The sequence below is a fragment of the Leisingera caerulea DSM 24564 genome (assembly GCF_000473325.1).
Lineage (GTDB): Bacteria > Pseudomonadota > Alphaproteobacteria > Rhodobacterales > Rhodobacteraceae > Leisingera > Leisingera caerulea.
Genome location: NZ_KI421514.1, coordinates 212,151 through 225,345, shown reverse-complemented (window position 1 = coordinate 225,345; position 13,195 = coordinate 212,151). Strand labels below are relative to the sequence as shown.

Below are 13,195 nucleotides of genomic sequence, written 5' to 3'. Positions count from 1 at the left end.
GGAGAAGCGAACTTGGAGGCGCCAGAATGAACAAGCAAGCGGACATGAGCCCGAACCTCACGCATTGGCAGGAGCGAGTCGACATGGCCGCGGCCTTCCGCTGGACCGCGCGGTTGAACATGCACGAGGCTGTGGCGAACCATTTCAGCCTCGCGGTGAATGAGGACGGCACCCGGTTCCTGATGAACCCCAACCAGGTTCATTTTGCCCGTGTAAAGGCGTCTGGCCTGTTGCTGCTGGATGCAAATGATCCCAAAACGATGCAGCGCCCCGACGCGCCGGATCCAACCGCCTGGGGGCTGCACGGCTCCATCCACCGCCTCTGTCCGCACGCGCGCTGCGTGATGCATGTGCATTCGATCCACGCCACGGTGCTGGCCTGCCTCGCCGACAGCACCCTGCCGCCGATCGACCAGAACACCGCCACCTTCTACAACCGCCATGTGGTCGACAGCGATTTCGGGGGCCTGGCATTTGAGGACGAGGGCGCCCGCTGTGCCTCGATGCTGACCGACCCCAAGGTCAAGACTATGATCATGGGCAACCACGGGGTGCTGGTGATCGGCGACAGCGTCGCGGACACATTTAACCGGCTATATTACTTCGAGCGCGCCGCGGAGACCTATATCCGTGCCTTGCAAACCGGCCAGAAGCTGCGGGTGCTGAGCGACGAGATCGCCGAGAAGACCGCGCAGGAGCTGGAGGAGTATCCGGACCAGGCCGACCGGCACCTGGCGGAGCTGAAGGCGATCCTCGACGACGAGGGCTCGAACTACGCAACCTGAGGCCATAAGCAGGAGGCAGCCCGATGCACGGCACACTCCCCGACCGCGAGGCAGACCGCTGGCATTACCGCCCCAACGGACCTGTGCCGCTCAACCCGCTGTTCAGCTGGCCGCCGCGCCCGGCGGCGGTTTTCGCCTGGTACCGCGGCGCCTGGATGGAAATCACATCGCTGACGGTCTGCTTCCTGCTGGCGCTGGCGGTCTATGTGTGGCTGCTGCCGCCGCTGGCGGGGATGGCGGCGTTCCGCCCAGGCTGGATGCTGCAGGTCTGGCTTGCCAACCTGCTGCCGCAGGCGGCTGTTGCCGGCGGGCTGCACTGGTGGCTGTACATGCGCAAGGGCCAGGGGATGCGGAAGAAGTTCGACAAGCGCGACCTGTCCCGGGGCAACGGTACCTTCACCTTCAAGAACCAGGTTCTGGACAATATCTGGTGGACCCTCGGTAGCGCCATCACCGTGGCGACGGTCTATCAGTGGGGCATCTACTGGCTGATGGCCAATGGCTGGGTGCCGGTTGTGACTTTTGCCGAAGCCCCGGTCTGGTGCGTGGTCTGGATGCTGTTCATCCCGATGTGGTCCGGCCTGCATTTCTATTGGGTGCACCGGCTGGAACATCACCCGCGGCTCTATAAACACGTCCACGCGGTGCATCACCGCAACGTCAATACAGGCCCGTGGTCAGGGATCTCCAACCACTGGTATGAAAACCTGCTGTATTTCACCACCTATTTCATCCACCTGATCGTGCCGTCGCACCCGCTGCATCTGGCGTTTCACGCGATGTTCCAGCAGATCAGCCCGGTCCTGTCGCATTCCGGGTTTGAGCGGGTGATTGCCGGGGAAACCGAAGCCGCCAAGGCCGGGGATTTCTTCCACCAGTTGCATCACCGCTATTTCGAGTGCAACTACGGCACCTCAGAAATTCCGTTCGATAAATGGTTCGGCACCTATCACGACGGCTCTGCGGCGGCGACCGACCGGACCCGGGCCTTCAAGAAGCAAATGTATACCCGCTAGGATTGCTTCAGGCGCAAACTGATCAGGATCAAGGCGTACATATTCGCGAATCCCTATGCCTGTACGCAAGACAGTCAAAGGCATAGGAGAAAGCCCATGATGCGCCTTGCATCCATCCTCTATTCGCTGATCGGCAGCAGCCTGGCAGGCGTTGGCGTGATCGCGGTTCTGGTGGCAGGAATGGTCTCGGTTCAGGCGATTCTAGCTTCGGCGGCGGCAGGTGCGGTTGCGGGGTTGCCGGTCGCCTGGCTGGTTGCCAAGCAGCTTTATGCCCGCGGCGCCTAGGCGTTGAGGAACACCCGCGCGGCAGCTTCGAACTCCCGCGGCTTCTCGGCGTGCAGCCAATGGCCCGCGCCGGGAAGCTTGGCAAAGCGGGCGGCGGGAAAGCGCGTGCGGATCTCGTCCCGGTGTTCGGGCAGCACATAATCCGACTCGGAGCCTGACAGGAACAGGGCAGGGCCGTCCCAGGATGCCTCGGTCTGCGGGAAAGACATGATGTTCGGCATCTGGTCCGCCAGCGTGTCCAGGTTCAGCTTCCAGCGCTTGTTCGGCAGGTCCAGCGACTGGGTGAAGAAGCTCTGCAGCGCCGGATCCACCCCGGCCTCGGCCAGTTGGGCTGCGGCCTCGGGGCGGCGCTCAATGGCCTCCAGATCCAGCGACTTCATCGCATGGATGTACTGGATCTGGCTATGGCCGTAAGCCACCGGCGCAATGTCGGCAACCACCAGCCGCCGCACCGCCTCCGGGTGATTCAGCGCCAGCATCATCGCGGCCTTGCCGCCCATCGAATGGCCGATCACATCCATTTGCCCGCCATGGGCCGCGATCACCCCGGCCAGGTCCTCTGCCAGCTCCGGATAGGTGTGGCTGTCCGTGCGCGGGCTGTCGCCGTGGTTACGCATGTCCACCGCAATCACCTGCCGCTCATCCGACAGGCGTTTGGCGATGACGCCCCAGTTGCGGGCGGACCCATAAAGCCCATGGGCAATCAGAAGCGGCGGTTTTCCGGTGGCAGAGCCATGAGTGATCGAGTTCAGCATGCCGCCTTGATAGCGGGGCAGGCAAAGGCTTGCCAGCCCCATTGAGGCGGGCGCGGCCGCAGGCTAGGGTGCCGGAACGAGGCAGCTGAGGGAGAGTGCCGGAATGGCCGCCAGCCTGGACCAGGATATCGAAGAGATCCGCACGTTGCTGAAGGAGCGCGAGCACGCCTCCGGCGACTTTGCCGCCGCGCTGAAACGTGTCCGCCGCCGGCTGCCGCGCCGGATCTACAAACAGGGCATGAAACTGGCCGGTGCGCTGCCGCTGCTGGAACACCCCAAGCTGCGGCAGACAGTGGACGAAAAACCGCTGCGCGGCGCCGCCCGGGAGGTTAAGGCGCATCTGAAGGAAGTCGACATTGCCGACCGGCGCAAGGGCTTCTGGCTGGGCGTGCTGGGCAGCATCGCGTTTTCCATTCTGATGGTGCTGATCCTGCTGATCGTGGTCCTGCGCTGGCGCGGGCTGATCTGATTTCCCGGTTCACGCTGCCTGCAGTGTGAAAGCCTCCCTCAGCCGCAAGTCCTAGACCTTGCGGCTGCCGGCCTTTGAACAGTTGCTGGTGTTTTACGCCTGCAGGCCGGTCTGCTGACGCTAATTGCATTGAGGTCCCTCCCGCCCAGCCGCCAAGCGCTCCCGCCCCTTTCAGGCCCGCCTGCGGCTGTCCCGAAAGCGTTGGGCAGGGCGCCGTGCTTGCTGCACGGCGCGGGCAGCGCCCCTGTCAGGGGCGCTGCCGGGCCCAAGGCCCGTGCCGGGGCATCTGCGATGCACCGGCGGGGCGCGGGAGAGCTGCCGGTGCGGCAATGCAAAACCGCCGCGGCCGATGGGCCGCGACGGTTCAATTTCTTTTGACCTGAGAAAACGCTTACAGGTTCGGGTACAGCGGGAATTTGGCGCAGAGGTCTGCGACTTTCGCGCGGACGGATGCTTCCACATCCGCGTTGCCGTCCTCACCGTTGGCCGCCAGGCCGTCGATCACCTCGATGATCAGGTCGGCGATCTGGCGGAACTCAGCCTCGCCGAAGCCGCGGGTGGTGCCGGCAGGCGTGCCCAGGCGCAGGCCGGAGGTCACGGTCGGCTTTTCCGGGTCGAACGGGATGCCGTTCTTGTTGGTGGTGATGTGGGCGCGGCCCAGCGCCTTGTCGGCGATGTTGCCGGTCACGCCCTTGGGCCGCAGGTCGACCAGCATCACATGGGTGTCGGTGCCGCCGGTCACGATGTCCAGGCCGCCCTTGATCAGCTGGTCCGCCAGCGCCGCCGCGTTCGCCCGCACCTGCTTTTGATATTCTTTGAACTCCGGCTTCAGCGCCTCGCCGAAGGCCGCCGCCTTGCCGGCGATCACATGCATCAGCGGGCCGCCCTGGATGCCCGGGAAAATCGCCGAGTTCACTTTCTTGGCGATCGCCTCGTCGTTGGTCACGATCATGCCGCCGCGGGGGCCGCGCAGGGTCTTGTGGGTGGTGGTGGTGGCGACATGCGCATGCGGGAACGGCGAGGGGTGCTCACCGGCGGCGATCAGGCCCGCGATATGGGCCATGTCGACCATGAAGTAGGCGCCGACGCTGTCCGCGATTTCACGGAACTTGGCAAAGTCGATCTGGCGCGGGATGGCGGAGCCGCCGGCGATGATCAGCTTGGGCCGGTGCTCGGTGGCCAGCGCCTGGATCTGGTCGTAGTCGATCAGGTTGTCGCTTTTGCGCACGCCGTAATGCACCGCGTTGAACCACTTGCCCGACTGGTTCGGCGCCGCGCCGTGGGTCAGGTGGCCGCCGGAGGCCAGATCCATGCCCAGGATGGTGTCGCCGGGCTTCAGCAGGGCCTGGAACACGCCCTGGTTCGCCTGGCTGCCGGAGTTCGGCTGCACGTTGGCGAATTCGCAGCCAAAGAGCTGCTTGGCGCGGTCGATCGCCAGGTTTTCGGCGACGTCGACATACTGGCAGCCGCCGTAGTAGCGGCGCCCCGGGTAGCCTTCGGCGTATTTGTTGGTGAGGACAGAGCCTTGCGCTTCCATCACCGCGGCAGAGACGATGTTCTCGGAGGCAATCAGCTCGATCTCGTCGCGCTGGCGGCCCAGTTCCGCGGTGATCGAGGCATAAAGCTCAGGATCGCGCTCGGCGAGGGATTGGGTGAAAAAGCCGGGATCACGGGTCGCTTCAGTCATGGTGGCTCCGTTTGAGCAGGGGTCAGAATTGAGGGATTTCCTATCGGAAACATCTTTGCGCAGGAAGCCTGTAAAGCGACATTTCCCTGCGACAGAACGGCAACTATGGCCTTTGGCGGAAAGCTGTGATTGTTTCGGAACCAGTTGCCTAATACCGGAAACAGATTTGATGGGTTTGAGAATCGCCTTTCTGGCCAGCGAAGTGGAGGTTGCCCAGGAAGCCCTCGCCGAACTGACCCGCCGTTATGGCCATGTGCCCCCCGAAGAGGCGGATGTAATTGTGGCGCTCGGCGGGGACGGGTTCATGCTGCGCACACTGCACAGCATGGTAAACCACCCGGCGCCGGTTTACGGCATGAACCGCGGCACTGTCGGCTTTCTGATGAATGAATACCGTGAAGACGGGCTGATCGAGCGGCTTGGGGATGCGGTTCAGGAGATCATCAACCCGCTGTCGATGACCGCGATGGACCGCCGCGGCGAGGTTCACAAGGCGCTGGCGATCAACGAGGTGTCGCTGCTGCGCGCCGGCCCGCAGGCGGCACGGCTCAAGGTGTCGGTGGATGGCCGGGTCCGGATGGAGGAGCTGGTTTGCGACGGGGCGCTGGTGTCGACACCGGCGGGCTCCACCGCCTACAACTACTCGGCGCATGGGCCGATCCTGCCGATCGGGGCCGATGTGCTTGCGCTCACTGCCATTGCCGCCTTCCGCCCACGGCGCTGGCGCGGCGCGCTTTTGCCCAGCAACGCGATGGTGCGCTTTGACGTGCTGGAGGCCGACAAGCGCCCGGTGATGGCCGATGCGGACTCGATCTCGGTGGCCGATATCGACTGGGTCGAGATCCGCACGGATCCGGAAGTCCGCCACAAGATTCTGTTCGATCCTGGCCATGGGCTGGAGGAAAGGCTTATTTCCGAGCAGTTTACTTAACCGTTTAACGGAACCTTCACGAGTTTGTGAACTCCCCGGTAACGATTTCATGCGATGCTTTTCCACAGGCAGATGTGGATGGCGTCTGCCCCAGGGCTGAAGCGCCAGAGTGCCGTACCGGCGTGGTTTGAATAACCAGTGCAATTGTTTCCAGCCGGTAGCGCCCACGGAGCCTGCGCCCGAAGCCGGGTCCGCCTTTTATGGCGGGACGGGCGCTGTTTGTAGCGAGTTGTCTGAGTATGGAAGTTCCCCGGGGGCGGTTCACTCCGTTCCCCGGGACCTTATGTCCGCCCGTTGTGCTTGTCTGCCCTGAGTACATGCTGATGCCGGCCTGTGACGCTGCAGGGCCGTGGCGGTATTTCCGGTATGAAATATCGGCCTGAAACACTGGCCTGAACCCCGGGCTGAAACAGTGGCCTGAAATCCAGGTGCTTGCTTGGGAAATCCGCCAGCTTGCAGGGGTGTCTCCGTGCGCTTGGCGTGTGTGGCTGCTGTATACATGCGCCCGACCCGTAACCCGCACCCTTGGCGTCATGGCCAGCAGACCCTCCCACGAGCTTCAAAGAACGTGTGATTACAGGGGCCCCTGAGGCTTGCATTGCGTTGTGCGGGCACTCAGCAGGTCATTTTTTTGTGGCAGTCCGATTGATATGCGGCGCCCTGAAAGCCGTCAGGCCGCCAGAGCGTCCTGCATCTGTAACCCGGCGCGCCCTGCCAGTTGCGGTCAAACGGACCACGCCCCGTAACCCGCTGCTTGCGAGACGCACACCCTCTGACGGCCGCCGGTCTCAGGCGGAACCGGCCTGCATCTTCTCCCACAGGGGCAGGCACATGCGGCCGGCACGGGCCTCGATCGCGGCGCAGGCATCCACGGCCAGATCCTCGCGCCAGCGGCGGGCGGCGATCTGCACGTTGATCGGCTGCGGGCCATTGGTCAGCTGCGCCAGCCGGGCCGGGACGGAGGCCGCAGGCAGGCCGAGGTAATTCATCGCATAGGAGTAAACCGCGCAGCCCAGCACCTCATGCACACCTTCAGCGCCTTCGGTGTCGCGGTCGGGCCGGAAGAAAGGCTGCGGCAGGAAGGGCGACAGCACCAGCGGATACTCTTCCATGAACAGCGACCATTGCCGCGCGTAATGGGTGCGCTTGGCCATCATCTGCAGAAGCTCATCGCCGGCAAACGGCGGAAACTCCTGAAAGTAGACGGCAAAGATATCCCGTACAGTCTGCGAGCCGGCGGCATCCACATCCTGCTTCATCAGCGCATAGATCTCGCCCATCAGCGCGCGGTAGCCGGTGCGTCCGGCCTCAAAGACATTCGGAGGCTCCACTTCTTCGACAACGTAACCCGCATCCGCCAGGGCATCGCGCGCAAAGTCCAGCGCAGCTTCGACTTCCGGATGCAGCTCGTAGCCGTGGGTGTTCTTGGTGAAGGCCACCCGAACCGGCCCCTCCAGCGCCGCGCCGCGCCATGGGCCGGGCACATGGAACGGGTCGCGCGGATCGGCGGCAATCAGCGAAGCCATCGACAAGTGCAGGTCCTCTGCCGTGCGGGTGATCAGCCCCTGCACTGACATCAGCTGCGCCAGCAGCCCGCGTTCCGCCGTCTGGCTGGGATTCCAGGCCGGCACCCGGCCCAAGCCCGGCTTTACTGTAACCGCGCCATTGGCGGCGGCGGGAAAGCGCAAGCTGCCGCCGATGTCATTGCCATGGGCCAGTGCACCGATCCCGGCCATCACGGCCGCCCCCGCACCGCCGGAGGAGCCGCCAGGGGAAATATGCCGCCCCCAGGGGTTATAGGTGCGCCCGTGCAGCGGATTGTCGGTGTCGGCGCGAAAGGAGAACTCCGGCGTGTTGGTCCGCCCGATCACCACCGCGCCGGCCTTGTGCAGGTTTTCCACGACTGGGGCGTCCGCCGGGGCGATCAGGTCTTTCAGCGCAACGACCCCGTTTGAGGTGGCGTGGCCCGTCTGGTCGATGTTGATTTTGATGGTCACCGGCACCCCGTGCAGCGGGCCTGGCTCAGCGCCGCCCTCACGCGCCTTGTCGAGCGCGCGCGCACGCTCCAGCGCCTCCGCGCTCAGGTCCTCGACGACTGCGTTCAAGGCCGGGTTCACCGCATTCATCCGGTCAATTGAGGCCTGGATTGCGTCCTCTGCGCTCAGATCCCCGGCGCGGGTCAGTGCGGTCAGTTCGGTGGCGCTTAAGCGCCAGATGTCCGGTTTCGTCATGCAAAGGCCTCCCAGGCCGCAGCCTAGGCAGGCAGGGCGGAGTTGCAAGCAAAACCGGACGGCAGAAAGGCTCCGCCTGGTGGCGGAGCCTTCAAAAACCCTCGCAGGATTATTGGCCGTTTCCCGCGCCGGGAAACGCGCGCGTTATTTGGCGTAGCCGATGCTCTGCAGCGCCGCGGTGATCTCGTCCAGGATGGCTGGATCGTCGATGGTTGCGGGCATCTTCCAGGGCGTTCCATCGGCGATGTTCACCATCGTGCCGCGCAGGATCTTGCCGGAGCGGGTTTTGGGCAGCCGGTCCACCACAACCGCCAGCTTGAAGGCGGCCACCGGGCCGATCTTCTCCCGCACCAGTTTCACGACCTCGGACACCACTTCGCCGTGGTCGCGGTCCGCGCCCGAGTTCAGGCACAGGAAGCCCACCGGCATCTGCCCCTTAAGGCTGTCCGCCACGCCGATCACGGCGCATTCGGCAACGTCCGGATGGCCTGCCAGCACTTCTTCCATGCCGCCGGTCGACAGCCGGTGGCCCGCCACGTTGATCACGTCATCGGTGCGCGCCATGATGTAAAGGTAGCCGTCCTCGTCTTTCATGCCGGCATCGCCGGTCTCATAGTAGCCGGGGAAGGTGGTCAGGTAGCTCTTTTTAAAGCGGTCCTCGGCGTTCCACAGGGTCGGCAGCGTGCCCGGCGGCAGCGGCAGTTTCACGGCAATCGCGCCCAGCTCGCCCGCGGCAACCGGGTTGCCGCCCTCGTCAAGGATATCCACTTCATAGCCCGGCATCGGCACCGCAGGCGAGCCGAGCTTGGTCGGCAGCTCCTCGATCCCCAGCGGGTTGGCGGCAATCGACCAGCCGGTTTCTGTCTGCCACCAGTGGTCGACCACCGGCACCTTCAGCTGTTCCTGCGCCCAGGTGATGGTGTCGGGGTCCGCACGTTCGCCCGCCAGATAGACCTGCTCAAGGCAGCTCAGATCGTATTTCTTGACGAATTCGCCCTTGGGATCCTCCCGCTTCACCGCGCGGAAGGCGGTGGGGGCGGTGAAAAAGCTTTTCACCTTATGCTCGGAAATCACCCGCCAGAAGGTGCCCGCATCCGGCGTGCCGACGGGCTTGCCCTCGAAGACGATGGTGGTGTTGCCGTGGATCAGCGGCCCGTAGCAGATATAGCTGTGGCCGACGACCCAGCCCACGTCCGAGGCCGCCCAGAACACATCGCCGGGATCGACGTTATAGATGTTCTTCATGGTCCAGTTCAGCGCCACCAGCTGGCCCGCGGTGTGGCGGATCACCCCCTTGGGCTGGCCGGTGGTGCCGGAGGTGTAGAGGATGTAGGAGGGGTGGTTGCCCTCGACCGGCACGCATTCGGCCGGTTCGACACCGTACTGGAAGCCGTGCCAGTTCACATCGCGGCCCGGGATCAGCTCCGCCACTTCCTGTTCGCGCTGAAAGATCACGCAGAACTCGGGCTTATGCTCCGCCAGGTCGATGGCACCGTCCAGCAGCGGCTTGTAATGCACGATCCGGCCCGGCTCGATGCCGCAGGAAGCGGCGATGATCGCCTTGGGCTTGGCATCGTCGATGCGCACGGCGAGTTCGTTGGAAGCAAAACCGCCGAACACCACCGAATGCACCGCGCCGATGCGGGCGCAGGCCAGCATCGCTTCCAGCGCCTCGGGGATCATCGGCATATAGATGATGACGCGGTCGCCCTTCTCGACGCCCTTGGCGCGCAGCGCGCCGGCCAGGGTGGCGACACGGTTCCTGAGCTCGACATAGGAGATTTCACGCTTGGTATGGGTGACCGGGCTGTCGTAGATGATTGCGGTCTGCTCGCCGCGGCCTTCTTCGACGTGGCGGTCGACAGCGTTGTAGCAGGTGTTCACCTTGGCATCGGCAAACCATTCATAAAGGCCCTCGCCCTTGTCAAACAGCGCCTGCTTGGGGGCCTCGTCCCAGCTGATTTGCTTGGCGGCTTCCATCCAGAAACCTTCCGGGTCCTGTTTCCACGCGGCGTAAGTATCCTGATATCCCATGGTGTCTATCTCCTCCTGCCATCTGCGTAGGCGACGAACCGGGGACCGGGCAAGTTTTGCGCAAGGGGCACGCAAGGTTCGTCAAAGAATTTACAGTTTGCAGGCGGATTTCCATCGTGGCTTTACAGAATTTACACCCGGTTTGCCGTTTGCAGCCAATCCGCTTTGCAAACAGGTTTTTGGCGCGGAGTTTTCAGGAAAGCCCCTGCAGAATTGCAAAATTGCAAACTCCGCCGCTGACCCGCCGCCGGGCCGGACAGAATCACTCCTCGCCGGACAGCTTGGCATAGCGGGGCAGGCTGTCTTGAAGGTGCAGCCAGCTGACATGTTCGGAGTGGAACACGTGAAAGCGCGGTGGCGTCGTGCCGGGGCTTTCCAGCGTTGCGGTGTACAGATGCAGGTTCACGCCATCCCTGGCGGTGCGGTAGGCCATCTGGGTGCCGCAGGTGCCGCAGAACAGCCGCTCGACGCCTTGGGACGAGTTGTAGACCTTCGGCTCGGCGCCGGACCAATTCACCGCCTCGTGCGGCAAGGCAAAAAAAGCGGTGACGGGTGCCGCGCAGATGCGGCGGCAGTCGGCGCAGTGGCAATAACAGCTCCAGGCCGCCTCGGCCTGGCTCTCCCAATGCACGGCGCCGCAGTGGCAATGCCCTCTCATACTGGCCTCCCTGGGTGGGCGGCCAGCGGTTTTCCTTGGCCGCGGAATTAACCGTAGTGCGCCACCGGGGTGCCGGCAATGGCGGCCATATTCAAAAGGCCCCGCGCGGTGATCGAGGGCGACACAATATGGGCCCGGTTGCCCATGCCCATCAGGATCGGCCCCACTTCCAGCCCGCCGGCCCGCATTTTCAGGATGTTGCGCACGCCCGAGGCTGCGTCGGCATGGGCAAAGATCAACACATTGGCGGCGCCTTCCAGCCGGGAATTGGGGAAGATCCGCGCGCGCAGATCCGGGTCCAGCGCGGTGTCGATGTTCATCTCGCCTTCATAGGAGAAGTCCCGGCGCTTGTCGTCGAGGATCTCCAGCGCGTCGCGCAGCCGGCTGCCGGTGTCGCAGGCGATATTGCCGAATTGCGACTGAGAGCACAGCGCGATTTTCGGCTCGATCCCGAAGCGGCGCACATGGCGGGCCGCGCCGATCACGGTTTCGGCGATCTGCTCCGGCGTCGGCTCGATCCGCACGTGGGTGTCGGCGATGAACAGGGGGCCGTCCTCCAGGATCATCATCGACAGCGCCCCGTGCGGGGAATAGCTGTTGCCGCCCAGAACCTGCTGCACGTAATTCATATGCCAGCGGTACTCGCCGAAGGTGCCGCACAGCAGGCTGTCGGCCTCGCCGCGGTGGACCATGATGGCGCCGATGGCGGTGGTATTGGTGCGCATGATCGCCTTGGCCAGATCCGGCGTCACCCCGCGGCGCTGCATCACCTTGTGATAGCTGTTCCAGTAATCGTAATAGCGCGGGTCGTTTTCCGGGTTCACCAGCTGGAAATCGCGGCCCGGGCGCACGTCCAGACCCAGCTTCTCGCAGCGGCGTTCGATCACTTCCGGACGGCCGATCAGGATCGGGGTCTCGGTGGTTTCCTCCAGGATCGCCTGCGCGGCACGCAGCACCCGCTCGTCCTCGCCCTCGGCAAACACGATCCGCCGGGCGGCGGCGCGGGCGGCCTCGAACACCGGGCGCATCAGCAGGGCGGACTTGAACACGGTCTGGTTCAGCCTCTGCTTATAGGCCTCGATATCCTCGATCGCGCGGGTCGCCACGCCGCTTTCCATCGCCGCTTTGGCCACAGCAGAGGACACAACCGCCACCAGACGCGGGTCGAACGGTTTGGGGATCAGATAGTCGGCGCCGAAGTTCAGCTGCTCCCCCTTGTAAGCCGCCGCGGCCTCGGCGCTGGTGGTGGCGCGGGCCAGCTCTGCAATACCGTCGACACAGGCAATCTGCATCGCATCGTTGATTTCTGTCGCCCCCGCATCCAGCGCCCCGCGGAAGATGAAGGGGAAGCACAGCACGTTGTTGACCTGATTGGGGAAATCGCTGCGGCCCGTGGCGATGATCGCATCGGGCGCCACCTTGCGCGCCTGGTCCGGCATGATCTCCGGCGTCGGGTTGGCCAAGGCAAAGATGATCGGACGCTTCGCCATCTTCTCCACCATCTCCGGCTTCATCACGTTGGGGCCGGACAGGCCGAGGAACAGATCCGCGCCATCCATCACCTCATCCAGCGTGCGCAGGTCAGATGCCTGGGCAAAGGCCGCTTTCTGCGGGTTCATGTCCTCTTCGCGGCCCTCGTAAACCAGCCCGTGAATGTCGCACAGCCAGATGTTTTCCCGCTTCACGCCCAGCTTCACCAGCATGTTGAGGCAGGCAATCCCCGCGGCGCCGCCGCCGGTGGAGACGATCTTGATCTCCTCAAAGCTTTTGCCTGCCACATGCAGCGCGTTCTTGGCTGCCGCGCCCACGACAATCGCGGTGCCATGCTGGTCGTCGTGGAAGACCGGAATGCCCATGCGCTCGCGGCAGATCTTCTCAACGATGAAGCAGTCCGGCGCCTTGATGTCTTCAAGGTTGATCGCGCCAAAGGTCGGCTCCAGCGAACAGACGATATCCGCCAGTTTCTCGGGATCGCTTTCGTTGACCTCGATGTCAAAGCAGTCGATGCCCGCGAAGTTCTTGAACAAAACCGCCTTGCCTTCCATCACAGGCTTGGAGGCCAGTGCACCGATGTTGCCCAGCCCCAGAACGGCTGAGCCGTTCGACACCACCGCCACTAGGTTCCCGCGCGAGGTGTAGCGGGCGGCATTGGCCGCATCCGCCTTGATCTCGGTGCAGGCTTCAGCGACGCCGGGGGAGTAGGCGCGCGCCAGATCGCGCCCGTTGGCCATCGGCTTGGTCGCCCGGATCTCCAGCTTACCGGGGCGCGGAAACTCGTGATAGTTGAGTGCGGCTTGGCGCAGGTTCTGTGAGTCGGACATCTGGCGCTCCTCGAAAATCGTAT

At 64.1% G+C, this 13,195-nt stretch carries 11 protein-coding genes; 5 read left to right on the top strand and 6 right to left on the bottom strand.

All coding sequences use genetic code 11. The features are described 5' to 3' along the window. Nucleotides 1-26 precede the first annotated feature (26 nt). From CAER_RS0125610 to CAER_RS0125600, 3 genes are all read left to right on the top strand, one after another. A complete protein-coding gene (locus CAER_RS0125610; RefSeq protein WP_027238041.1) occupies nt 27-785 on the top strand; it encodes a class II aldolase and adducin N-terminal domain-containing protein in 759 nt (252 codons plus the stop codon). Nucleotides 786-808: 23 nt separating this feature from the next. After that, on the top strand, nt 809-1,801 hold the full coding sequence (locus CAER_RS0125605) for a sterol desaturase family protein (RefSeq protein ID WP_027238040.1): 993 nt from the start codon (nt 809-811) through the stop codon (nt 1,799-1,801). A gap of 96 nt (nt 1,802-1,897) precedes the next feature. After that, the gene (locus CAER_RS0125600) at nt 1,898-2,086 is read left to right on the top strand and encodes a hypothetical protein (protein WP_027238039.1); all 189 of its coding nucleotides are present in this window, start codon (nt 1,898-1,900) and stop codon (nt 2,084-2,086) included. Here CAER_RS0125600 and CAER_RS0125595 read toward each other — a convergent pair. After that, entirely contained in the window at nt 2,083-2,841 is a 759-nt protein-coding gene (locus CAER_RS0125595; RefSeq protein WP_154667863.1) for an alpha/beta fold hydrolase, read from the bottom strand. The two genes, CAER_RS0125600 and CAER_RS0125595, sit on opposite strands and share 4 nt — an antisense overlap. Before the next feature lie 103 nt (nt 2,842-2,944). On the opposite strand from CAER_RS0125595, the gene CAER_RS0125590 reads away from it, so the two are divergent. Beyond that, complete coding sequence (locus tag CAER_RS0125590) at nt 2,945-3,310, top strand: hypothetical protein (protein ID WP_027238037.1); 366 nt, start codon at nt 2,945-2,947, stop codon at nt 3,308-3,310. A 391-nt stretch (nt 3,311-3,701) separates the two neighbouring features. Here the strand turns inward: CAER_RS0125590 and glyA are convergent, their stop codons facing one another. Beyond that, a complete protein-coding gene (glyA, locus tag CAER_RS0125585) occupies nt 3,702-4,997 on the bottom strand; it encodes a serine hydroxymethyltransferase (RefSeq protein ID WP_027238036.1) in 1,296 nt (431 codons plus the stop codon). A 169-nt stretch (nt 4,998-5,166) separates the two neighbouring features. Between glyA and CAER_RS0125580 the strand changes: the two genes are divergently transcribed. Beyond that, nucleotides 5,167-5,928 (top strand): NAD kinase, encoded by a 762-nt coding sequence (locus CAER_RS0125580; RefSeq protein ID WP_027238035.1) that lies wholly within the window; start codon nt 5,167-5,169, stop codon nt 5,926-5,928. Between the two features lie 788 nt (nt 5,929-6,716). Here the strand turns inward: CAER_RS0125580 and CAER_RS0125575 are convergent. The 4 genes from CAER_RS0125575 to CAER_RS0125560 all read right to left on the bottom strand — a co-directional run bounded on the left by CAER_RS0125575 (nt 6,717) and on the right by CAER_RS0125560 (nt 13,172). Further along, nucleotides 6,717-8,159 (bottom strand): amidase family protein, encoded by a 1,443-nt coding sequence (locus CAER_RS0125575; protein WP_027238034.1) that lies wholly within the window; start codon nt 8,157-8,159, stop codon nt 6,717-6,719. Between the two features lie 144 nt (nt 8,160-8,303). Beyond that, nucleotides 8,304-10,193, bottom strand: a complete 1,890-nt coding sequence (gene prpE / locus CAER_RS0125570; protein WP_027238033.1) for a propionate-CoA ligase PrpE — start codon at nt 10,191-10,193, stop codon at nt 8,304-8,306. A gap of 262 nt (nt 10,194-10,455) precedes the next feature. Then, nucleotides 10,456-10,851, bottom strand: coding sequence for a GFA family protein (locus CAER_RS0125565; protein WP_027238032.1), 396 nt, complete (start codon nt 10,849-10,851; stop codon nt 10,456-10,458). 47 nt (nt 10,852-10,898) lie between these two features. Continuing rightward, nucleotides 10,899-13,172, bottom strand: a complete 2,274-nt coding sequence (locus CAER_RS0125560; protein WP_027238031.1) for an NADP-dependent malic enzyme — start codon at nt 13,170-13,172, stop codon at nt 10,899-10,901. Nucleotides 13,173-13,195 lie beyond the last annotated feature (23 nt).

Excerpts from the sequence above, each read along its gene's own strand:
- prpE (WP_027238033.1), bottom strand. The coding sequence starts at position 10,193 with ATGGGATATCAGGATACTTACGCCGCGTGGAAACAGGACCCGGAAGGT.
- CAER_RS0125565 (WP_027238032.1), bottom strand. The coding sequence starts at position 10,851 with ATGAGAGGGCATTGCCACTGCGGCGCCGTGCATTGGGAGAGCCAGGCC.
- CAER_RS0125605 (WP_027238040.1), top strand. The coding sequence starts at position 809 with ATGCACGGCACACTCCCCGACCGCGAGGCAGACCGCTGGCATTACCGC.
- CAER_RS0125590 (WP_027238037.1), top strand. The coding sequence starts at position 2,945 with ATGGCCGCCAGCCTGGACCAGGATATCGAAGAGATCCGCACGTTGCTG.
- CAER_RS0125610 (WP_027238041.1), top strand. The coding sequence starts at position 27 with ATGAACAAGCAAGCGGACATGAGCCCGAACCTCACGCATTGGCAGGAG.
- CAER_RS0125600 (WP_027238039.1), top strand. The coding sequence starts at position 1,898 with ATGATGCGCCTTGCATCCATCCTCTATTCGCTGATCGGCAGCAGCCTG.
- CAER_RS0125575 (WP_027238034.1), bottom strand. The coding sequence starts at position 8,159 with ATGACGAAACCGGACATCTGGCGCTTAAGCGCCACCGAACTGACCGCA.
- CAER_RS0125560 (WP_027238031.1), bottom strand. The coding sequence starts at position 13,172 with ATGTCCGACTCACAGAACCTGCGCCAAGCCGCACTCAACTATCACGAG.
- CAER_RS0125580 (WP_027238035.1), top strand. The coding sequence starts at position 5,167 with ATGGGTTTGAGAATCGCCTTTCTGGCCAGCGAAGTGGAGGTTGCCCAG.
- CAER_RS0125595 (WP_154667863.1), bottom strand. The coding sequence starts at position 2,841 with ATGCTGAACTCGATCACTCATGGCTCTGCCACCGGAAAACCGCCGCTT.
- glyA (WP_027238036.1), bottom strand. The coding sequence starts at position 4,997 with ATGACTGAAGCGACCCGTGATCCCGGCTTTTTCACCCAATCCCTCGCC.